The sequence below is a fragment of the Nocardia sp. NPDC057663 genome, from assembly GCF_042799895.1.
Taxonomy (GTDB): Bacteria; Actinomycetota; Actinomycetes; order Mycobacteriales; family Mycobacteriaceae; genus Nocardia.
The window spans coordinates 131,189-151,519 of the sequence record NZ_JBHVHX010000013.1 but is presented as its reverse complement, the minus strand read 5'-3'; the positions used below and the strand labels follow the sequence as shown (position 1 = coordinate 151,519).

Genomic DNA, 20,331 nt, shown 5'->3' with positions numbered 1-20,331 from the left:
CCCCTGCCAACTAGAGTGGATGGCGGGGGCCGCAACCCCCGGGCTTCATGGCAGGCTGACGGCGACAGTTGTCGGTCCGACGCCCTAGGTTGTACCGAGCACACTGCGGCGTCTGTTGCCAGAATGTCGGAGCAGGAGAGTGAGGGAGCGATGTTCGAGAGGTTCACCGACCGCGCGAGGCGTGTCGTTGTCCTGGCCCAAGAAGAGGCCCGGATGCTCAACCACAACTACATCGGCACCGAGCACATCCTGCTTGGGTTGATCCACGAGGGCGAGGGCGTGGCGGCGAAGTCGCTGGAGTCCCTTGGCATCTCGCTGGAGGGTGTGCGCAGCCAGGTCGAGGAGATCATCGGTCAGGGCCAGCAGGCGCCGTCCGGTCACATCCCCTTCACCCCGCGCGCCAAGAAGGTGCTGGAGCTGAGCCTGCGCGAAGCGCTGCAGCTCGGCCACAACTACATCGGTACCGAGCACATTCTGCTCGGACTCATCCGCGAGGGTGAGGGCGTCGCCGCCCAGGTTCTGGTCAAGCTCGGTGCCGACCTGAACCGCGTCCGTCAGCAGGTCATCCAGCTGCTGTCCGGGTACCAGGGCAAGGAGCCCGTCGAGGGCTCCGGCTCGCGCGGTGAGGCGGGCACTCCGTCCACTTCGCTGGTGCTCGACCAGTTCGGCCGCAACCTCACTCAGGCCGCGCTCGAGGGCAAACTCGACCCCGTCATCGGCCGCTCGAAGGAAATCGAGCGCGTGATGCAGGTGCTGAGCCGCCGCACCAAGAACAACCCGGTCCTGATCGGTGAGCCCGGTGTCGGTAAGACCGCCGTCGTCGAGGGCCTGGCGCAGGCCATCGTCAACGGCGAGGTCCCCGAGACCCTCAAGGACAAGCAGCTCTACACCCTCGACCTGGGTTCCCTGGTCGCGGGCAGCCGCTACCGCGGTGACTTCGAAGAGCGCCTGAAGAAGGTGCTCAAGGAGATCAACACCCGCGGCGACATCATCCTGTTCATCGACGAGCTGCACACGCTCGTCGGCGCGGGTGCTGCCGAAGGCGCCATCGACGCGGCCTCGATCCTGAAGCCGAAGCTGGCCCGTGGCGAGCTGCAGACCATCGGCGCGACCACCCTCGACGAGTACCGCAAGTACATCGAGAAGGACGCCGCCCTGGAACGCCGCTTCCAGCCGGTGCAGGTCGGCGAGCCGACCGTCGAGCACACCATCAACATCCTCAAGGGCCTGCGCGACCGCTACGAGGCGCACCACCGGGTGTCCATCACCGACGGTGCCCTGGTGGCCGCCGCGACGCTGGCCGATCGCTACATCAACGACCGGTTCCTGCCGGACAAGGCGATCGACCTCATCGACGAGGCGGGCGCGCGCATGCGCATCCGCCGGATGACCGCTCCGCCGGACCTGCGCGAGTTCGACGACAAGATCGCCGACGCGCGCCGCGAGAAGGAAAGCGCGATCGACGCGCAGGACTTCGAGAAGGCCGCGCGCCTGCGGGACAAGGAGAAGCAGCTCGTCGCCAAGCGCGCCGAGCGGGAGAAGCAGTGGCGTTCCGGTGACCTGGACGTCGTGGCCGAGGTCGACGACGAGCAGATCGCGGAGGTGCTGGCCAACTGGACCGGCATCCCCGTCTTCAAGCTCACCGAAGAGGAGACCACCCGTCTGCTCCGCATGGAGGACGAGCTGCACAAGCGGATCATCGGCCAGGAGGATGCCGTCAAGGCCGTCTCCAAGGCGATCCGCCGCACTCGCGCCGGCCTGAAGGACCCCAAGCGCCCCTCGGGCTCGTTCATCTTCGCCGGCCCGTCCGGTGTCGGTAAGACCGAGCTGTCCAAGGCGCTGGCGAACTTCCTGTTCGGCGACGACGACGCGCTCATCCAGATCGACATGGGCGAGTTCCACGACCGCTTCACCGCATCACGCCTGTTCGGTGCCCCTCCCGGGTACGTGGGCTACGAAGAGGGCGGCCAGCTCACCGAGAAGGTGCGCCGCAAGCCGTTCTCGGTGGTGCTGTTCGACGAGATCGAGAAGGCGCACCAGGAGATCTACAACACCCTCCTGCAGGTGCTCGAGGACGGCCGTCTCACCGACGGTCAGGGTCGTACGGTCGACTTCAAGAACACCGTGCTGATCTTCACCTCGAACCTGGGCACCTCCGACATCTCGAAGGCCGTCGGCCTGGGCTTCACCCAGTCCAACGCCGAGGGCTCGAACTACGAGCGGATGAAGCTCAAGGTCAACGACGAGCTGAAGAAGCACTTCCGCCCCGAGTTCCTCAACCGCATCGACGACGTGATCGTCTTCCACCAGCTCACCAGCGAGCAGATCGTGATGATGGTGGACCTGATGATCGCCCGCGTCGCCAAGCAGCTGAAGAACAAGGACATGGCGATCGAGCTGACCGACCAGGCCAAGAGCCTGCTCGCCAAGCGCGGTTTCGACCCGGTCCTGGGTGCGCGTCCGCTGCGCCGCACGATCCAGCGCGAGATCGAGGACCAGCTGTCGGAGAAGATCCTCTTCGGCGAGATCGGCGCCGGCCAGACCATCGTGGTCGACGTCGAGGGCTGGAACGGCGAGGGCCTGGGCGAGGACGCCAAGTTCACCTTCACCGGCAAGGCGAAGCTGACCAAGTCGCCCGCGGGCGACAAGCCCGAGGTCGTCCTGACCGGCGCTGCCGAGGGCACCGCGCCCGAGGCCGCCGCCTCCAGCGAGTAAACAGCTGAACGAGAAGCCCGCCCCGACATCACGTCGGGGCGGGCTTTTTCGTCTGCCGGGTCAGCCGAAATACTGGACGAACCCGGACCGGCGTTGCGCGGCGTACTGGAACACCCGGACCAGTCCGGCGTAGTGGTAGCCGAGATAGTTGCACCCGTCCTCGCCGTCGCGGACCCAGATGCGCGGGTACACGTCGGCCTCGTCCATCCGCGCCGGGTCGTAGTGGGCGGCGAGCTTGTCGAACGGGGTGTCGCGCAGGATGCCCGCGGTATGTGACACGTCGTCCGGACTCCACGCGAAGTGGTTCTCACTGCCGAGCGGACGGCCGGTGAAGAACAGATCGACCCCGGTTTCCGCCTGTTCCAGCAGGAACTTCAAGCCCGCCCACGCCTTGTCCAGGTACCCACTCGGCTCGCTGTCGGGCGTTTCCAGATCCGCGAGGAAATCGTCGGGCCACTCCGTTTCCGCCGTCAGCCGCTCCAGATCCGCGGCGCTCACCCTGGTGAACGACATGGTCACCCCCACGTCGACTCCCTTCGCCCACTGTTTCGGCCGAAGCTATCAGCGACGACCGACACAGGTTTGTCGACGCGAATCCCGGTGGGCCCCGGGGCTTTTCGTCAGACCAGATTGGTAGGTCTACCCGTGTGTTCGGGTGGGTAAAGTGCACGGACGGCGAGCGGCCGGTGCTGCTGATCGGCGCCACCAGAAACTCCAAGGAGAAGTTCGCGGTGTGCGAGCGCGCCGACGCCACCCGTATCCTGCGCGCTTCGTCACCGACCCTGCGCCCCCAGCCGTTCGAGGCCCCCTTCTTCACCTACACCGCCAACAGCCAGCAGTACCTCAACAGCGACGGCATGAAGATCGACCTGTCCAAGGCCACGGTCACAGTGACCGACGACCCACAGAACCCCCGCTACATAGTCGGTTTCGTCGTCGAGGCCTACTGGAGTGCCATCTACTGACGCCCGAGCATCCCGGCTTCTTCTCGCGCCGGGCGGAGTACGAACGCCCAGGCACCGCTACTGCCAGCCCGGGCGGACCAATCCTGATTCGTAGGCGAGGACGACTAGTTGGGTGCGGTCGCGGGCGTCGAGTTTGGTGAGGATGCGGCTGACGTGGGTGCGGGCGGTGGCGGGGCTCAGGTAGAGGCGGGCGCCGATTTCGGCGTTGGTGAGGCCTTCGGCGACGAGGGTCATCACCTCGCGTTCGCGGTCGGTGAGTTCGGCGAGGGCGGCGGGTGGGGGTTGTTTGGCGTGGGTGGCGAACTCGGCGAGGAGGCGGCGGGTGACGCCGGGGGAGAGGAGGGCGTCGCCCGCGGCAACCACGCGGACGGCGCGGAGCAGGTCGGCGGGTTCGGTGTGTTTGACCAGGAAACCGGCCGCGCCCGCGCGGATCGCCTCGAAGACGTATTCGTCGAGCTCGAAGGTGGTGAGGACGACGACGCGGACCTCGGCGAGCCCGGCCTCGTCGGCGATCATGCGGGTCGCGGCGAGGCCGTCGAGGATGGGCATGCGGATGTCCATCAGCACCACATCGGGGACGAGCGCGCGGGTCATCCGGACGGCCTGCTCGCCGTTCTCGGCCTCGCCGACGACCTCGATGTCGTCCTGGGCGTCGAGCAGCGCGACGAACCCGCCACGCACCAGCGCCTGATCGTCGGCGACCAGCACGCGCGTCTTGCGTGCGCCGACCTGGCCGGGCTCGCTCATACGGAGGCCCCCTTCCCGTCGGCGGCGGAGCCTGCCGCCGGCGCGGATTGCTGGGCGGCGCGCGGTTCGGCCGAGGTGGCCGCTGGCCGGGCCGGCAATCTGGCCGCCACCCGGAATCCGCCGGAAGGCCGCGGCCCGGCCGTGAGGGCCCCGCCGAGCGCGTGCGCGCGTTCCCGCATGCCGATGATTCCGTTGCCACCCGCACCGGTGCGGACAGCGGTACTGGTCGGCCGCGTGTTGTCGATGGTGATGTCGACCGATTCGGGCGTGTAGCGCAGGGTGATCGTCGCCGTCGCGCCGGGCGCGTGCCGCACCACATTGGTCAGCGATTCCTGGATGATCCTGGCCGCGGCCACGTCGATCACGCTGGGCAGCTTCTTGGGCGTGCCGATGATCTTGGTGTCGACATCGAGCCCGGTCGCCCTGGTGCGCTCGAGCAGGGTGTCGAGATCATCGAGCGAGGGCGCCGGCGCGCGGGGCGCGGGCCGTGGCGGCGCGACAGGAGCGACGGGCGGGGGCGAATCGGGTGCGGGCTCGGCGTAGTCCTCGACAGGAGCCACGGCCGCACCGCTGCGAATGGCGTGCAGCAGCGTATGCACCTCGGCCAGCGCCTCTTTGGACGTCGTCTTGATCGTGGCGAGCGCGGCCGCCGCCTGCTGCGGTTTCCGATCGAAGAGCTCCAGCGCCACCGAGGACTGCACATTGATCAGCGAAAGACTGTGCGCGAGAACATCGTGCAGCTCACGAGCGATGGCGAGCCGCTCCTCGCTGGCCGCCCTGGCCTGCTGCGACTGTTCGTCGCGGTGCGCCGCCTCGGCGCGCTGCCTGCGCGCGACCACCACCGCCCGCCGCTGCCGGACACCCTCGGCGATCGCGACGAGCACACCCATCCAGGCCAGCAGACCGAAGATCTGCCACGCATCGGTGTCGCGCCCGAGCAGCGCGGGCAACGGCCACACCATCGTCAGATAACCGACCACGACCACCGGGTATGTGCGCCACCGTGATCCGTTGACGGCCGCGGTCAGGAACGCGATGATCAGCGACAGGAAGATCGGCCCGTATCCGTAGTCGCGCAGCACATACGACACCGCGGCGAGCAGGGCGACCAGCAGCACCGGTTCGGGCAGCACGCGCCGGAAGCCGAGCGCGATCGGCCCGGCGAGCAGCAACAGATACGCGAACGCGTCGAGCGAGCGCACCCCGCTCTGCTGCGTATTCGCGCCGGAACTAGCGGCGAGCTGGATCACCGCGACCACCACTGCCAGGCCCCAGTCCTGAACGACCGAGCCACGCTCCCATTTCGCAGACGCTCCCACCTCTGTCACCCTATTGCGTAGGCCCGCCCTCCGCGTCGGCCTGCGCGCGTAATTCCGGTGCGAGCCATCCTGAGGCGCCACAGTGGCCGGTCAGCGGGCCCGCCGAGGCGAATATTCAGCGGCGTGACGACAGCGCGGGTAGTCCGTGCGGCGTAGCCACGAAGCCGCTCCGCGACGGATGCCCCGGCACCGCATCGGCGCGGATCCTGATTCCCATGAACGATTCGATCGTGGTCACCGACGAGCTGACCAAGCGCTATGGCGAGCACATCGCGGTGGACGCGGTGAGCATGCGAGTCGCCGCAGGCGAGATCTACGGCTTCCTCGGCCCGAACGGCGCGGGCAAGACCACCACCTTGCGCATGCTGGCCGGCCTGATCCGCCCCAGCGCGGGCACCGCGCGGGTGCGCGGCCGCGTGCCGGGCGATCCGGCGGTGCTGCGCCGCATCGGCGTCCTCATCGAGGGCCCCGGCTTCTACCCCTATCTCTCGGGCCGCGACAACCTGCGCGTACTGGCCCGCTACCGCGGTCTCGGCACCGTCGACGTGGAGAAGGCGCTGGAACGGGTGGGCCTGGCCGACCGGGCGGGCGACCGCTTCCGCACCTATTCGCTGGGGATGAAGCAGCGCCTCGGCGTCGGCGCGGCCCTGCTCGGCGACCCCGACCTGCTGATTCTCGACGAGCCGACCAACGGCCTCGACCCGGCGGGCCTGGCCGAAATGCGCACGCTCATCGTCGATCTCGCGGCCGACGGGCACACGGTGCTGCTGTCGAGTCACCAGCTCGCCGAGGTGCAGGAGATCTGTTATCGGGTCGGCGTGATCTCCGGTGGCAGGCTGCTCGCCGAATCGACCGTCGCCGAATTGCGCGGCACCGCAACGCTCATGGTGCGCGCCGATCCTGTCGACATCGCCCTCGACGCGGTCCGTGCCGTCGCTCCCGCACGGGCGAACGCGGACGGGATCAGGGTCGACACGAATGCCGTGATGGCGCCGGCGGTGGCGCGCGCGGTGGTGTCGGCGGGCGCCGATCTGCTCGAACTGCGCGTCGACGAGAAATCCCTGGAAGAAGTGTTCTTCGAGATGACGGCTGTGGAGGTCGCGAAATGACCGGTGTGACAAGAGATCTGTGGACGAGCATGCGCGCGGAGTCGGTGCGGCTCGGACGCTGGCCCGCGTTCTGGATCGTGCTCGGGGTCTGGGTCCTGCTGAATCTGACCTTCGCCTACCTGTTCAACTACCTCGCCTACACCTCCGGCGAGAGCGGCGCCATGTCGGACGGCCTGCCCCGCGACGTCCTGCTCGGCCAGCTGCTGCCCGCCGCGGTCCCGGAGGTCTTCACCCAGGGCATGGCGATGTTCGGCGGTGCGCTGATGCTCATCCTGGGTGCGCTCGCGGTCGGCAGTGGTTACGGCTGGGGCACCTGGAAAACCGTGTTCACCCAGGGGCCGAGCCGTCCGGCGGCGGTCGGCGGCCTGCTCGTGAGCCTGGTGGTCGTGGTGGTGGCCCTGGTCTGCGTGGCGTTCGCCGTCGACCTGGGCGTCTCCTCGCTCATCGCGATGAGTGCGGGTCAGCCGCTCACCCTGCCGTCCCTGGAACGATCCGTCCTCGGAATCATCTCCGGCACAGCGATTCTGAGCATGTGGACCTTGGCGGGCGCGCTGATCGGCGCCATCGCCCGCGGCCCGGCCCTCGCGGTCGGCCTCGGTCTGGTCTGGGTGCTCGTCGTGGAGAACCTGTTGCGTGGGGTGGCAGCCATCTTCGGTCCGATCGAGACGTTCACCGACCTGCTGCCCGGCACCGCCGCCGGATCCCTGGCGGGCGCGATGCGCACCGTCGGCGGCCCGGCCACCCCCGGCGTCCTCGACATCCTCACCCGCGGCGAGTCCCTCGCCCTGCTCACCGCTTACGTACTGGCCTTCGCGGGCGGCACCATCTGGCTGATGACCCGCCGCGACCTCACCTGATCCTCGGGTTCACCCGGCCGGGGGCGAGTCGAGCAGGCGGTGGGCGAGCACCGCCAGCCCGTCGATGATCTGGCCGGGTGCGAGCCCGCGTTCGCGTTGCTGCAGATAGACCTCGGCGGCCACCGGTGCGAGGACGGTATCGACCAGGGAATCCGGTTGGGCGACAGCAGCTTCGACGAGCAGCGCACGCACGTGGGCGGACCAGAATCCGTAAGCGCCGGTGGCGAAACGAGCGCCGCCGGTCTCGGCGCCTAGTACCAGATGCGCATGGGCCGTGAGCAATTCGACCATCGCGGCATAGAAGGCGGCGAGCCGGTCGGCGGGCGGTGCGCCGGGGCCCAGTGGTGGTTCCCCGCGCAGCAACTGTTCCTGGAGCGCGCGTTCGTGTTCGTCGAGCAGGGCGACGGCGATGGCGGTGCGGTCGGGGTAGCGGCGGTAGAGGGTGCCGCGGCCGACGCCCGCCGCCTTGGCGATGTCGTCCATGGTGACCGTGCGCGGATCGCGGGTGGCGAACAGTTCGGCGGCCGCCGCCAGCACCTTGACCCGGTTGCGGGCCGCGTCGGTGCGCTCGGCGGGCTGCGGTGCGTCCAGCGCCATGCCGGTGAGCAGGTCGGATCGGGGCTCCATGGTCTCGACTGTAGTCCAGAAACGAATATGTGGACAAGATGTCCACTTACGCTCTATGGTCGAGGCACGGCAAGCGGACATGATGTCCATTTATGGAAGGCTCGACCATGACACACCTGCTGCACCTCGACGCCAGCGCTCGCACCCGGTCGCTCAGCCGCCGGCTCGGCGCGGAATTCGTCCAGGCCTGGCGCGCCGAGGCGCCCGACGGTGAGTACACCTATCGCGACCTGACCGCCCAGCCCACACCGTTCATCGGCGAGGGCTGGACCGACCTGTGCGACGCGGTCCTGGCGGCAGGCAGCACCGACCTCGATCAGCTCCCCGAACTGGCCGTGACCCCCGCGGCGAAGACCGCGTGGAAGATCGTCGAACCACTGCTGGCGCAGGTACTCGCCGCCGACGTGATCCTCATCGGCACCCCGATGTACAACTACTCGATCCCCGCCGCGCTCAAGGCCTGGCTCGACCAGATCACCTTCCCGCGGATGTCGCTGGGGCACCGCAGGTTCGTCGTGCTCGGCGCCCGTGGCGGCGCCTACTCGCCCGGTGCGCCGAAGGCCGCCTACGACTACCAGGAGCGCTACCTGCGCGACTTCTTCGCCGGCCATTTCGCCGTTACCGACACCGTGTTCGTCAACGCCGAACTCGCCAACGCCGTGCAGGATCCGAACCTGGCCCACCTGCGCGACGCGCACGATGCCTCGCTCGCCGCCGCGCTGACCGAAGTTCGCCTGCTCGCGAAGGATTACGTGAAATGAGCTGGGTAGTACTCGGCCTGGCAGGCCTCGTCGAGATCATCTGGTCGCAGACCATCAAACCGACCGAGAACTTCACCAAACTCGGTCCGACCCTGCTCTGCATCGCCCTCGGCTCGCTCGCGGTGTATCTGCTCTCGCGGGCCATGCACACCCTCCCGGTCGGCACCGCCTACGCGGTGTTCACCGGGATCGGCGCGCTCGGCGCGATCAGTCTCGGCGTGCTGGTGCACAAGGATCCGCTCAGCGCGGGCCGCATGCTGGCACTGGCGCTGATCCTCGGTGGCATCGTGCTCGCGCGTGTCACCAATCCCGAGTGACGCTGTCGCACACCCGATGCGGCGATCAGCCGGTCCGGGCCGGTAAGGTCGGCTGATGGACCAGCCAGTTCGCCCCCCGGACCTGTCTGCGCGACCGCACGAGCTCACGGTCGAGCGCGTGATGAAAGCCTCGCCCAGCCTGCTCTACGCGGCCTGGACCCAGGGCCTCGACCTGTGGCTCGCCGTCCCCGGATCGGTCCTCATGCGCCCCGCCGTGAACGAGCCGCTCTACTTCGACACCGGCTCGGCCGACAAACGCAACCCGCACTACGGCCGCATCCTGCTGCTGGAACAGAACCGGCGGATCGAATTCACCTGGGTCACCGCCGCCACCGACGGCGTGGAGACCGTGGTCGCCGCCGAATTCCTCAAGCAGCCCCGCGGTATCCGCTTGCGTCTGCGACACTCCGGCTTCCCCACCGCCGCCATCCGTGACCTGCACCAGCAGGTCTGGCCGGAGATGCTGGAACGGCTGGACGAGGTCACCGGCACCGTCGCCTGAGGCGCCGAACTCGGGCCGGGATCCGAGTAGGTTCGTCACCGGACGCAATATCCACCGAATCGAAAGGATTGTCATGCCGACTCGTAGCGCACGCACCCTCTGGGCAGGCGGACTGCAGGACGGTACCGGGCAGGTCGAACTGGTCAGCTCCGGTGTGGGCAAGTTCGATGTGACCTTCCCGCGGCGCGCGGCCGAAGTCGCCGAGGGCACCAGCCCGGAGGAGTTGATCGCGGCGGCGCATTCGTCGTGCTACTCGATGGCGCTCTCGGCCGAGATCGCCAATGCAGGCGGCACCCCGGAAAGCCTGGATGTCACCGCCGACGTCACCCTCGCGGCGGACCCGGCAGGTGGCTTCCAGATCAGCAAGATCAAGCTGACCGTGCGCGCCGTCGCGGCCGGGCTCGACGCCGAGGGCTTCTACACCGCGGCCACCGCCGCCAAGAACGGCTGCCCGGTCAGCAAGGCGCTGGCCGGTGTCGCCGAGGTCGAACTGGACGCCGAACTGATCTGATCCGTCCGGCATTTTCGTGCAGTTCGGCCGGATTGCACGAAAATGCCGGGTCCGCCTCAGCGCTGGGTGAACCATCGGTGCGCGGCCGGGGTGTACATCGCCGGAATGGCGATCACCACCGCCAGGATGTGCACGGTCCGGCAACCCGCCAGCACGGCCGAACTGGGGGACAGGCCGGTGAACAGCGCGGCGAAGTCGTCGGTCGACAGCACGACCGCCAGCGGTTCGATGATCAGCGAGAGCAGGCCGACCACGCCGATGCCGACGGTCAGCAGCGCGCGGGCCACCCGGCTGCCGTTCACCATGTACAGCGCGACGGCCCCGACGACCAGGTAGATGGCGAGGCGGGGGAGCAATCCCGCTGCGGTGGCGCCGAATTCACCGCCGCCACGGATCGCGCGCAGCAGTCCTTCGGCGGCGCCCGCGGCGAGTGCGGTGACGAGACCGCCGAACGCGACGGTCACCGCGCGGGGCCGGGGTGCGGAAACGGAAAAGGCAGTGCCGGTCATGACACCGACACTGCCTTTCGCCGATACTCGCGAGGATCACCCTGCGGTAGCGACCCGCTCCACTACTGGAGTGCTACGGCGCGAAGCGAATTCGGTGAGCGCGGCGAACGCCAGCCCCAAAGCCACCCACAGCGTGGTGGTTTCGGCGAGCGAGGCCACCCGGAAGCGCCACAGCAGCGTCGCGGGGAAATCGTCGGCCACTTCGTTCACGCCGGGCAGCAGCACGTAACCGACGGTCGTGACCAGCACGAACGCGGCCACCCCTGCGATCAACCGGAGCGAATCCAGCTGTCCGGCCAGCACCTTGTACGCCGCGATCGCGGCCGCGACGGCCAGCAGGCCGAGCACGACGGCGGCGACCCACAGCCAGGTGCGGTCGTTGATGGTCTCCGGATCACCCACGGCGGGCGGGTTGGCCGGGTACTTGAAGAACGGCACCGCGACGATCGCCGCCCACGCGAATCCCGCGGCGTACAGCGACAGCTGCTGCCCCGGCAGACTCGTGAACCGGCGGGCGTAATTCAGCGCCGACGCGAACAGCGCGCCGAACGCCATCCCGGCCAGGCCGAGCGCGAGGAACTGTCCCGCCTTCTGCCCGGACCGGCTGACCAGCGGTTCGTCTTCCTCGCCGTGGGAATGACCCGCGGGCTCCGCCGCGTCGTGCCCGTGCTCGGCCGGTGCCGCGGCGGCCTCTTCGATGGCGATCGCGGCGTCCACCTGCGGTTCGCCGATGAAGTAGCCCACTGTGGCGGCCAGCAGGCCGGCGATCAGGCCGGCCAGCAGGCCGCGCAACAGCAGGGTCTTGAGTGATCCGGTTAATGGCACGGGACACCCAGCAGGTGGCGTCCGTCATGCATCAGCTCGTGCAGGTACATCCCGCTACGCGAGACGGCCCCCTGGTCGAACCCGACCAGGTACAGGGTGAGCAGTGCAAGCAGAACGACACCGGCCGTGACGAGCACGGTTGCCAGGGTGTCGAGGCCGGTAGCCCGGCTGGGTGAATGCGCGATGGCCATTCGGGTCCTCCTCAGGGATACGCGTCCCACGGTCGAAGTGTGATGCGAAGGTGCCGGTGTCTGGCTCTCCGGCACCGGAAACCCGGTACATGGATACAGTGGCGCGACCGCTCCGGATTCACACCGGAATTACCGCGCACCCTCGCGTGCTGTCTCTCGAACTGTGACAGTCACCAACCGTCCGCGTCAATACGCGCGTGCGCATGTCCAGCGGAAACGCCGTTGTCAGGCCTTGGCGGGCACGTCCAGGACGACCTCGAACTCGAGCAGCGAGGCACCGGTCGATACCGGCTTGGGACGCTCGCCCTCACCACCGTGTCCGGCATGCGCGGCGCGGGCCGGACCGTCGCGCCACGCGGCGAACGATTCCTCCGAATCCCATTGCGTCACCACGAAATACCGGTTGTCACCGGCCACCGGGCGCAGCAACTGGAAGCCGAGGAAACCGGGGGAGTTCTCCACCGCGTGCGCGCGGGCGGCGAAGCGCTTCTCCAGCTCGGGGCCCGCGCCTTCAGGGATCTCGATCGCATTGATCTTCACAACAGCCATAGCGCCGACAATACGACCGCGCGGGAAACATCCCGCTCTGGGGCACAATCGGCAGGGTGTTGTACGACGAAGGCGGGACCGGCGTCCCGATCCTGCTGCTGCACGGGCTGATGGGCAGCGCGCGCACCTGGACAGATCAGCTCCCGTGGCTGCGCGAATTCGGCCATGTCTACACCGTCGATTCCGCAGGTCACGGCCGGGTGCCGCCCGCCGAGCTCAGCACCGAGGCGTTCGTCGCCGATCTCGCCGAGCTCACCGCCGGGATCGCCGAGCCGATGGTGATCGTCGGGCATTCGATGGGTGCGATCCACGGCTGGGTCTTCGCCGCCACCTACCCCGAACGGGTGCGCGCGATCGTCGTCGAGGACATCGCGCCCGATTTCACCGGCCGCACCGCCGCGCACTGGGCCGAGCTGATCCACTCCTGGCCGCAGCCCTTCGCCGACGACCAGGCGGTGCTCGACTACTTCGGGCCGGTCGCGGGCGCGTACTTCCTGCGCGCCTTCACCGCCGCGCCCGACGGCTACCGGCTGCACGGTGAGGTCGACACCTTCCGGGCGATCTCCGAGGAGTGGGGCACCCGCGACTTCTGGGCCGAATGGAAATCGCTGCGGGTGCCCGCGCTGCTCATCGAAGGCGAGCACACCATCACCCCGCCCGGTCAGATGCGGACGATGGCCGACGTGCACCCCGGTGCGGAGTATGTGTGGATCGCGGGGGCCGGGCACCTGGTGCATGACGAACAACCTGGGGCCTATCGCGAGCACGTCGGCCGCTTCCTGCGTCACGTCACGGGCACGGCGACGTCGACCGATCCCCGCGGGTAGGAAGTCGCCGCGCACTGCGATGCTTCGAGGCAGGCTCGCCCGTGCCGAATCCTGGTCGCACGACGATGTCAGCGCAAGCTCGGCGCCGATCCGGTCGCTGCGCCGCCGCCTTCGCCGGCCAGTGCGAACAATCCGTCCTCGGTCTGCTCGATCAACCCGTCGACCAGCAGTGAGTCCAGGGCGCGCGCACGCTGGCCCGGATCGCGCGTCCACGCCAGGTCCAGGCGTACCTGTTCCACGGGCCCGGACGCATCGCGCAGCACGTCGAGCAGGCGCCCACGCGCCTGACGGTCGGTGCCCTCGTACCTCTGCACCTTGCGGGCCACTTCGGCGGCCGGCTTGCCCGCGTCGACCCACGCGCAGGCGGGCAATGGGCAGCGGGCGCAGTCGGGATTGCGGGCCGTGCACACCAGCGCCCCCAACTCCATCAGTGCCGCCGAGAACTTCGCGGCACGCGGCACCGGCGTGGGGAGCAGGGCCTCGGTCTCGGCGAGATCGCGCGAGGACGGATTTCCCGGCTCGCGTCCGTGTACCGCACGCGCGACCACCCGACGAACATTGGTGTCCACCACCGGAACTCGCTGACCGTAGGCGAAGCAGGCTACGGCGCGGGCGGTGTAGGCGCCGATGCCGGGCAGGCTCAGCAGCACATCGACATCGGCGGGAACCACGTCGCCGTGCTCGGCGGCCAGCACCCGCGCGCACTCGTGCAACCGCAACGCCCGCCGCGGGTACCCGAGCTTGCCCCACGCCCGCAGCACCTCCGCCTGCGAGGACGCCGCCATCGCCGAGGGCACCGGCCAGCGCGCCACCCACTCCCGCCAGATCGGCTCGACACGCACGACGGGGGTCTGCTGGAGCATGATCTCGCTCATCAGGATGTGCCACGCGGTGGCTTCCGGCCTGCGCCACGGCAGATCACGCGCGGTGTCGGTGAACCAGTCCACCAGGGCTTCGGCGTCGATACTCACTGCTCCCGTTCCCACTCCGCCAGGCTGTATTTGCCGACGCGTAACGCGCCGGACTCGCTGGTAACCAAGGGCGTGTGCACAATGGTCGGTATGCCTGGTTCCAATCCGATAAGCGCCTGGAAGTCGCTGCGCGAAGGCAATGAGCGCTTCGTCAACGGCACCCTGCTGCATCCTAGCCAGGGCGCCGCCGATCGAGCCAAGCTCGTCAGCGGCCAGCATCCGCACGCGATCCTGTTCGGCTGCGGCGACTCCCGGGTGGCCGCCGAACTGATCTTCGACCAGGGCCTCGGCGACATGTTCGTCGTCCGGACCGCGGGTCACGTGGTGGACAGCTCGGTGCTCGGCTCGATCGAATACGGCGTCGAGGTGCTCAATGTGCCGCTGATCGTGGTCCTCGGCCACGACAGCTGCGGCGCGGTGAAGGCCACCATCGACGCGCTCGACGGCGGCGAGGTGCCCGGCGGGTTCATCCGCAGCGTCGTCGAACGGGTCACCCCGTCGATCCTGGTCGGCCGCCGTGAAGGACTCACCTCGATCGACGAGTTCGAGGCGCGCCACGTCGAGGAGACCAGCAGGCTGCTCATGCAGCGGTCGATGATCATCTCGCAGCGCGTGGCCACCGGTCAGCTCGCGATCGCGAGCGTCACCTACAAGCTCGAGGACGGTCGCGTGCACCTGCGCCGGGCCGTCGGGAACATCGGCGAGGTGGTCTGAACCGGGATATCGACCCGGTTCGACCGCCGACACGCCGCGATCATCGAGCGCGGGCCCGCGCGGTGCGCTTACCGTTGAGGCGTGCTGGAACCGAATGGACCGCTGCCTCCGGAGATCTACTGGCGTCGCCGTGCACTCGCCATCGGCGTCATCGTCGTCGCGCTCGCGATCGTGATCTGGCTCGTCACCATGGTCGCGCGGAGCGGGGACTCATCCGGGAAAACCGACGCGGCTACGACGACCACCTCCGAGTCGAGCAGCAGCAGCAGTTCCGCCGAGCCGACCTCGACGACGGCGAGCAGTAGCTCGGCGACCACCACGACCAGTGAGCCGGCGACCAGTTCGGCGGCGGCTCAGCCTGCGGCTCAGCCGTGTGGCGATCAGTCGCTGGCGCTGAAGGTGACGGTCGGGCAGCCGACGTATCGGGTGGGGGATCAGCCCGCGTTCGGGACCGTCATCACGAATATCTCGTCGGCGCCCTGTTCACGGGATCTGGGGCCGGGTCCGCAGTTCCTGGTGTACACGCTGGACGGGCAGCGGCGGCTGTGGGCCAGCAACGACTGCAATCCGGACGGGCCGCCCGATCTGAAGACGCTGAAGGCAGGCGAACAGCTGTCCTACAAGGGGGCCTGGTTCGGGACCACCTCGCAGCCCAATTGCGCCGGGGATCGGTTACAGGTGCCCGCGGGCGCCTACATGGTGGTTGCTCAGCTCGGCGCCATTCGCAGCGCGGCCGAGCCGTTCAATCTGGCGGAGTAATTGGAGCGCTGGCGCGCTCGAGCCGGCGGGACGGCCGCCGACGGCCGACTGCGTCGGCCTGCCCCTCCTCGAGGTCGGGGCGTGCGGGGCTGGTTGGGAAGGGCCGGCATTGTGCTGGTGCGCTGTAAGTCACATGTTCAAGTTGGGGCAATTTGCAAGCTTCGCAGGATCGATGCGCACGTCAATGGTTGTTGGCACGAGAATGCGGAATTTCGGTGAAATCGGCGGTTTGCCGGGGTTATTCCACGGGGACCGGGTCGCGGGGTGCGCGGGATTTGCGGAGTTCGGCCAGGCGCAGGGCCGAACGGAGGTCGCCGACCTCGTGGATGCGCATCGAACCGATCTTGGTTTTCTCCGAACCGGGCGGGACGAGCGCGGTGGTGAAGCCGAGGCGCTCGGCCTCGGCGAGCCGCCGGGTCAGGCCGGTGACCTTGCGTACCTCGCCGGCCAGACCCACCTCGCCGAGGATCACCCAGCCCGCAGGCAGGGCGATATCGGCTTCGGCGGAGGCGATGGCCAGGGCGATGGCGAGATCGGCGGTCGGCTCGACCAGGCGCATGCCGCCGACGGTCGCGGCGTAGACGTCGTGCTTACCCAGGAACACCCGGCCGCGGCTCTGTAGCACGGCGAGCACCATGGCTACCCGGTTGTAGTCCAGGCCGCTCACGGCACGGCGGGGCTGGGGGATCTCGGTCTTGACGGTCAGGCCCTGCACCTCGGCGACCAGCGGGCGTTTACCGTCCATCGCCACGGTGACCGCGGTGCCGGGAACGGTGTCGGTGCGGTGGTGCAGGAACAGCCCGGACGGGTCGTCGACGCAGGCGATGCCGTCCTCGTGCAGTTCGAAGCAGCCCACCTCGTCGGCACTGCCGAAGCGGTTCTTGATGCCGCGGATCATGCGCAGCGTGGAGTTCTTGTCGCCCTCGAACTGCAGCACCACGTCGACGAGATGCTCGAGCGTGCGCGGGCCCGCGACATTGCCGTCCTTGGTGACATGGCCGACCAGCAGTACGGCGATACCGCTGGCCTTGGCCAGTGAGGTCAGCGCCGCGGTCACCGCGCGGACCTGGGTGACGCCGCCGATCACGCCGTCCACCTCGGGCGCGAGCATCGTCTGCACCGAGTCGACCACCAGCAGCGTCGGCCGCACCTGCTCCACGTGCCCGAGCACGATCGACAGGTCCGATTCGGCGGCCAGGTACACCCGGTCGTGCACGGCGCCGGTACGGTCGGCCCGCAGGCGCACCTGTCCCGCGGATTCCTCGGCCGTCACGTACAGCGAGGTCTCGCTGCGCTGGGCGGCCCACCGGTGGGCGACCTCGAGCAACAGGGTCGACTTGCCGACGCCCGGCTCACCCGAGAGCAGCACCACCGAACCCGGCACGACACCGCCACCGAGCACCCGATCCAGCTCGCTGACCCCGGTCGACCGCGCCTGGGTGACCTTGGCGTCGATCTGCGACAGTGGGGCCGCCGCCGTGGTCGGCAGCATCGCGCGCCGCCCCGGTGCCGCGGCGGACGCGGACACCGCGGTCTCGTTCACCGTCCCCCAGGCACCGCAATCAGGGCATTTTCCCACCCATTTGGACACCTCGTGCGAGCACGCGGTGCACCGGAAGACAGCTTTGGTCTTGGCCACACGCGCACCCTACGGATCGGCTCCGACAAAAAGAAAAGCCGCCGCGAGCACCGCGACGGCTTTCCTGCTGTACCGAAATCAGTGGCCGCCGCTGCCCTCGGGGGCGGGGCCGGACTTCTCGTTCTCGATGCGCTCGACCGAGGCGGCGTCGACCGGGACCGACACCTGCACGGTGCCCGCGTCCTTGAAGTTGAAGGTGACGTTGTAGGTCAGACCCGGACCGATCTCCTTGGACAGGCCGGTGATCTCGATCGTGCCGGGCTTGGCCTCGGGATCGATGGACGGCTTGTCGCCCGCCGGAGCCGCCGTGGTGGTCGGAGCACCCGTGGTGGTCGGGGCCGCCGTGGTGGTCGGCGCCGCGTGGTGGTCGTCCGACTGGGCGGCGGCCACCTTGACCGGGCCCGCGACGACGGTCTGCTGCGGCTTCAGCACGAACTTGGCGTCGCCTGCCGGGCCGGTGAGCTTGACCTGACCGAGGTCGGTGGTCACGCTGGTCAGCTCGTCGGTGACGGTTTCGCTGTTGTTGATGATCGACAGCGCGATCACCGCCTTGCCACCCTTGTCGTGCTCGGCGGACGCCTCGGGGTACACGATGTGCACGTTACGCAGGGAGATCGCGCCCACGTCGGCGTGGTTGCCGTTGATGGCGGCGGCCTGCGACGCCGTCTGGGCGTGCTGGCCGGCGCTGCAGCCGGTCAGGGCGATGCCCGCGGCAGCGGCGAGCGCGGCAACCGTCACCATGCGACGTCGCGCCGACGGGGCGGTCACAGCTTTCAGGGCAGTCACGGTTTGTCCTCCATGTCGACCGGGCTCACTCCGTCCACACAGGGATCGGAGGGTAGTAACTAGGCAGCGTAGTAGTTCGCTCCGCGCGCGTGGCGTCCGGGCTCGCGACGCGCGGGCGCGGAAGTAACAGTTCGGTGTCCGGTGTAGGGTTGCCCGATCGATGCCGCGCACGTGGCGCGCGATGGCGGCTCGCTGTGCTGGTGGTTAACCCGTTCTGGCGCAACGCAATGCACAACAATTCCGTGTTGTCAACCCCTACGATGGCCTCGTTGTGGCCCTGACCTGCACAGTTGATCGCGCCGTTATCGAGTCGCATGTTAAACTGTGAACATCGAAAGGGGCACGGGACACATGATTTTTAAGGTCGGAGACACCGTCGTTTACCCCCACCACGGAGCGGCGCTGATCGAAGCAATCGAGACCCGCACCATCAAGGGTGTGCAGAAAGAGTATCTGGTCCTGAAGGTCGCGCAAGGCGACCTGACCGTTCGGGTTCCCGCAGAGAACGCCGAATATGTCGGCGTCCGTGACGTCGTCGGCCAGGAGGGTCTCGACCGCGTCTTCCAGGTGCTGCGCGCGCCACACACGGAGGAGCCGACCAACTGGTCCCGCCGTTACAAGGCCAACCTCGAGAAGCTCGCCTCCGGCGATGTGAACAAGGTGGCCGAGGTCGTACGTGACCTGTGGCGTCGTGAGCAGGATCGCGGCCTGTCCGCCGGTGAGAAGCGGATGCTGGCCAAGGCTCGTCAGATCCTCGTCGGTGAGCTCGCGCTCGCCGAGGGCACCGACGACGGCAAAGCCGAATCGCTGCTCGACGAGGTCCTCGCCGCGGCTTCCTAGAGTGCGACCTGTCGTAGCACTGGTCCCTGCCGCCGGTCGTGGCGTGCGCTTGGGTGAATCCACCCCGAAGGCGTTCGTCCCGGTCGGCGGCACACCTATGGTCCGGTTGGCCGTCGACGGGCTGATCGCGTCCGGTGCGGTGCACCGGGTTGTCGTGGTCGTGCCCGCCGACCTGGTCGATGCCGCGTCCGCTCTGCTGTCCACCACCTCACTGACCGGCGGTTCGATGCCCCCTGTGCCGGTGCAGGTCGTCGTTGGCGGCGCCGAGCGCACCGATTCGGTGCGCGCCGGGATCGCGGCCGCGCCCGATGCCGCGTTCTATCTCGTGCACGATGCCGCTCGCGCGCTCACTCCACCGGAGTTGATCGCGCGGGTGGCCGCCGAGCTGCAGGCGGGCAGTCCCGCCGTCGTCCCCGCCCTGCCCGTCGTCGACACCGTGAAGGCGGTCGACGACACGGGCGTGGTGACCGGCACCCCCGATCGCGCCTACCTGCGCGCCATCCAGACTCCGCAGGGCTTCGCCGCCGATCTGCTGCGCCGTGCCTATGCCACCGAGGTCGGCGCGACCGACGACGCGGGCCTGGTCGAACGCCTCGGCGTCGCCGTGCACACCGTGCCGGGCGAGCCACTGGCCTTCAAGATCACCACCCCGCTCGACCTGCGACTTGCCGAAGCGCTCCGCGCCGACGGTGCCCAGCGGGTGCCGGGTCCCGGCGCCGCCGACCGATCCGAGCAGGCGGTCGCCCGATGAGAGTGGGTATCGGCAGCGACGTGCACCCCATCGAGCCGGGTCGGCCCTGCTGGATGGCAGGCCTGCTGTTCCCCGACGCCGATGGTTGCGCAGGCCACTCCGACGGTGACGTCGCCGCGCACGCCCTCTGCGACGCGCTGCTGTCGGCCGCCGGCCTCGGCGATGTCGGTGCCGTCTTCGGCGTCGGCCGTCCCGAATGGGCCGGTGTCACCGGCGCCGCCATGCTCACCGAGGTCCGCAGGCTGCTCGCCGAGGAAGGCTTCGAAGTCGTCAACGCCGCGGTGCAGGTCATCGGCAATCGGCCGAAGATCGGCCCACGCCGCGCCGAGGCACAGAAGGTGCTCGGCGAATTGCTCGACGCACCCGTTTCGGTGTCCGGCACGACCACCGACGGGCTCGGCCTGACCGGCCGTGGTGAGGGCGTCGCCGCCATCGCCACCTGTCTGCTGGCGGAGTGTCCGCAGCCCTGACGGGCCGGAATTCTCCGCCGTACCCACGCCGCTTCGCACGCTCGGCGAATCGTTGCGAGCCACGAACCGG

25 protein-coding genes are annotated in these 20,331 nt (G+C 68.8%); 14 read left to right on the top strand and 11 right to left on the bottom strand.

The genetic code is table 11. The annotated features are described in order from the left end of the window. The first annotated feature begins 150 nt into the window (after positions 1-150). On the top strand, positions 151-2,715 hold the full coding sequence (locus ACFVAV_RS24710; RefSeq protein ID WP_379037568.1) for an ATP-dependent Clp protease ATP-binding subunit: 2,565 nt from the start codon (positions 151-153) through the stop codon (positions 2,713-2,715). Between the two features lie 60 nt (positions 2,716-2,775). Here the strand turns inward: ACFVAV_RS24710 and ACFVAV_RS24705 are convergent, their stop codons facing one another. Next, entirely contained in the window at positions 2,776-3,240 is a 465-nt protein-coding gene (locus tag ACFVAV_RS24705; protein WP_379037566.1) for a YfbM family protein, read from the bottom strand. Between the two features lie 122 nt (positions 3,241-3,362). On the opposite strand from ACFVAV_RS24705, the gene ACFVAV_RS24700 reads away from it, so the two are divergent. Beyond that, positions 3,363-3,680, top strand: coding sequence for a hypothetical protein (locus ACFVAV_RS24700; protein WP_379037565.1), 318 nt, complete (start codon positions 3,363-3,365; stop codon positions 3,678-3,680). 57 nt (positions 3,681-3,737) lie between these two features. Here ACFVAV_RS24700 and ACFVAV_RS24695 read toward each other — a convergent pair whose 3' ends face one another. Together ACFVAV_RS24695 and ACFVAV_RS24690 are read right to left on the bottom strand one after the other, a co-directional pair. Further along, entirely contained in the window at positions 3,738-4,427 is a 690-nt protein-coding gene (locus tag ACFVAV_RS24695) for a response regulator (protein WP_379037563.1), read from the bottom strand. Further along, positions 4,424-5,746, bottom strand: coding sequence for a sensor histidine kinase (locus tag ACFVAV_RS24690; RefSeq protein ID WP_379037562.1), 1,323 nt, complete (start codon positions 5,744-5,746; stop codon positions 4,424-4,426). The genes ACFVAV_RS24695 and ACFVAV_RS24690 overlap by 4 nt, the downstream gene beginning before the upstream one ends. A gap of 215 nt (positions 5,747-5,961) precedes the next feature. Here ACFVAV_RS24690 and ACFVAV_RS24685 point away from each other — a divergent pair, with 215 nt between their 5' ends. Beyond that, positions 5,962-6,855: an ABC transporter ATP-binding protein gene (locus tag ACFVAV_RS24685; protein WP_379037561.1), complete on the top strand. Its 894-nt coding sequence runs from the start codon at positions 5,962-5,964 to the stop codon at positions 6,853-6,855. Next, complete coding sequence (locus ACFVAV_RS24680) at positions 6,852-7,712, top strand: ABC transporter permease (protein ID WP_379037559.1); 861 nt, start codon at positions 6,852-6,854, stop codon at positions 7,710-7,712. Before ACFVAV_RS24685 ends, ACFVAV_RS24680 begins: the two co-directional genes overlap by 4 nt. A gap of 9 nt (positions 7,713-7,721) precedes the next feature. On the opposite strand, the gene ACFVAV_RS24675 is transcribed toward ACFVAV_RS24680, so the two are convergent. Continuing rightward, the gene (locus tag ACFVAV_RS24675; RefSeq protein WP_379037558.1) at positions 7,722-8,339 is read right to left on the bottom strand and encodes a TetR/AcrR family transcriptional regulator; all 618 of its coding nucleotides are present in this window, start codon (positions 8,337-8,339) and stop codon (positions 7,722-7,724) included. A gap of 107 nt (positions 8,340-8,446) precedes the next feature. Between ACFVAV_RS24675 and ACFVAV_RS24670 the strand changes: the two genes are divergently transcribed. The 4 genes from ACFVAV_RS24670 (at position 8,447) to ACFVAV_RS24655 (ending at position 10,430) form a co-directional block, all read left to right on the top strand. Beyond that, entirely contained in the window at positions 8,447-9,100 is a 654-nt protein-coding gene (locus ACFVAV_RS24670) for an FMN-dependent NADH-azoreductase (RefSeq protein ID WP_379037557.1), read from the top strand. Further along, complete coding sequence (locus ACFVAV_RS24665; RefSeq protein ID WP_189029701.1) at positions 9,097-9,417, top strand: multidrug efflux SMR transporter; 321 nt, start codon at positions 9,097-9,099, stop codon at positions 9,415-9,417. Before ACFVAV_RS24670 ends, ACFVAV_RS24665 begins: the two co-directional genes overlap by 4 nt. Before the next feature lie 55 nt (positions 9,418-9,472). Next, positions 9,473-9,919, top strand: coding sequence for an SRPBCC domain-containing protein (locus ACFVAV_RS24660; RefSeq protein WP_379037555.1), 447 nt, complete (start codon positions 9,473-9,475; stop codon positions 9,917-9,919). Between the two features lie 73 nt (positions 9,920-9,992). Beyond that, positions 9,993-10,430, top strand: coding sequence for an OsmC family peroxiredoxin (locus tag ACFVAV_RS24655; RefSeq protein WP_379037553.1), 438 nt, complete (start codon positions 9,993-9,995; stop codon positions 10,428-10,430). Between the two features lie 56 nt (positions 10,431-10,486). Here ACFVAV_RS24655 and ACFVAV_RS24650 read toward each other — a convergent pair whose 3' ends face one another. The 4 genes from ACFVAV_RS24650 to ACFVAV_RS24635 form a co-directional block, all read right to left on the bottom strand. Then, entirely contained in the window at positions 10,487-10,939 is a 453-nt protein-coding gene (locus tag ACFVAV_RS24650) for a hypothetical protein (RefSeq protein WP_379037552.1), read from the bottom strand. Positions 10,940-10,975: 36 nt separating this feature from the next. After that, complete coding sequence (locus ACFVAV_RS24645; RefSeq protein ID WP_379037551.1) at positions 10,976-11,764, bottom strand: CbtA family protein; 789 nt, start codon at positions 11,762-11,764, stop codon at positions 10,976-10,978. Beyond that, positions 11,755-11,955: a CbtB-domain containing protein gene (locus ACFVAV_RS24640; RefSeq protein WP_379037550.1), complete on the bottom strand. Its 201-nt coding sequence runs from the start codon at positions 11,953-11,955 to the stop codon at positions 11,755-11,757. The genes ACFVAV_RS24645 and ACFVAV_RS24640 overlap by 10 nt, the downstream gene beginning before the upstream one ends. A 225-nt stretch (positions 11,956-12,180) precedes the next feature. Then, the gene (locus ACFVAV_RS24635) at positions 12,181-12,504 is read right to left on the bottom strand and encodes an antibiotic biosynthesis monooxygenase (protein WP_189029711.1); all 324 of its coding nucleotides are present in this window, start codon (positions 12,502-12,504) and stop codon (positions 12,181-12,183) included. A 56-nt stretch (positions 12,505-12,560) separates the two neighbouring features. On the opposite strand from ACFVAV_RS24635, the gene ACFVAV_RS24630 reads away from it, so the two are divergent. Next, positions 12,561-13,331, top strand: coding sequence for an alpha/beta fold hydrolase (locus ACFVAV_RS24630; protein ID WP_379037549.1), 771 nt, complete (start codon positions 12,561-12,563; stop codon positions 13,329-13,331). Between the two features lie 68 nt (positions 13,332-13,399). Here ACFVAV_RS24630 and ACFVAV_RS24625 read toward each other — a convergent pair whose 3' ends face one another. Continuing rightward, positions 13,400-14,302: an A/G-specific adenine glycosylase gene (locus ACFVAV_RS24625; protein WP_379037548.1), complete on the bottom strand. Its 903-nt coding sequence runs from the start codon at positions 14,300-14,302 to the stop codon at positions 13,400-13,402. Positions 14,303-14,392: 90 nt separating this feature from the next. Here ACFVAV_RS24625 and ACFVAV_RS24620 point away from each other — a divergent pair, with 90 nt between their 5' ends. Both ACFVAV_RS24620 and ACFVAV_RS24615 read left to right on the top strand, forming a co-directional pair. Continuing rightward, entirely contained in the window at positions 14,393-15,016 is a 624-nt protein-coding gene (locus ACFVAV_RS24620) for a carbonic anhydrase (protein ID WP_379037547.1), read from the top strand. Between the two features lie 81 nt (positions 15,017-15,097). Then, complete coding sequence (locus tag ACFVAV_RS24615; RefSeq protein ID WP_379037545.1) at positions 15,098-15,775, top strand: hypothetical protein; 678 nt, start codon at positions 15,098-15,100, stop codon at positions 15,773-15,775. 238 nt (positions 15,776-16,013) lie between these two features. Here ACFVAV_RS24615 and radA read toward each other — a convergent pair whose 3' ends face one another. After that, a complete protein-coding gene (gene radA, locus ACFVAV_RS24610) occupies positions 16,014-17,414 on the bottom strand; it encodes a DNA repair protein RadA (protein ID WP_379037544.1) in 1,401 nt (466 codons plus the stop codon). Positions 17,415-17,492: 78 nt separating this feature from the next. Next, entirely contained in the window at positions 17,493-18,200 is a 708-nt protein-coding gene (locus ACFVAV_RS24605; protein WP_379037543.1) for a hypothetical protein, read from the bottom strand. A 351-nt stretch (positions 18,201-18,551) separates the two neighbouring features. On the opposite strand from ACFVAV_RS24605, the gene carD reads away from it, so the two are divergent. Genes carD through ispF form a run of 3 tightly spaced genes read left to right on the top strand, consistent with a single transcriptional unit; the run spans position 18,552 to position 20,261 of the window. Beyond that, the gene (gene carD / locus ACFVAV_RS24600; protein ID WP_019044685.1) at positions 18,552-19,040 is read left to right on the top strand and encodes an RNA polymerase-binding transcription factor CarD; all 489 of its coding nucleotides are present in this window, start codon (positions 18,552-18,554) and stop codon (positions 19,038-19,040) included. Position 19,041: 1 nt separating this feature from the next. Beyond that, complete coding sequence (gene ispD, locus ACFVAV_RS24595) at positions 19,042-19,791, top strand: 2-C-methyl-D-erythritol 4-phosphate cytidylyltransferase (RefSeq protein WP_379037542.1); 750 nt, start codon at positions 19,042-19,044, stop codon at positions 19,789-19,791. After that, entirely contained in the window at positions 19,788-20,261 is a 474-nt protein-coding gene (gene ispF, locus ACFVAV_RS24590) for a 2-C-methyl-D-erythritol 2,4-cyclodiphosphate synthase (protein ID WP_379037541.1), read from the top strand. The genes ispD and ispF overlap by 4 nt, the downstream gene beginning before the upstream one ends. Positions 20,262-20,331: the final 70 nt, after the last annotated feature.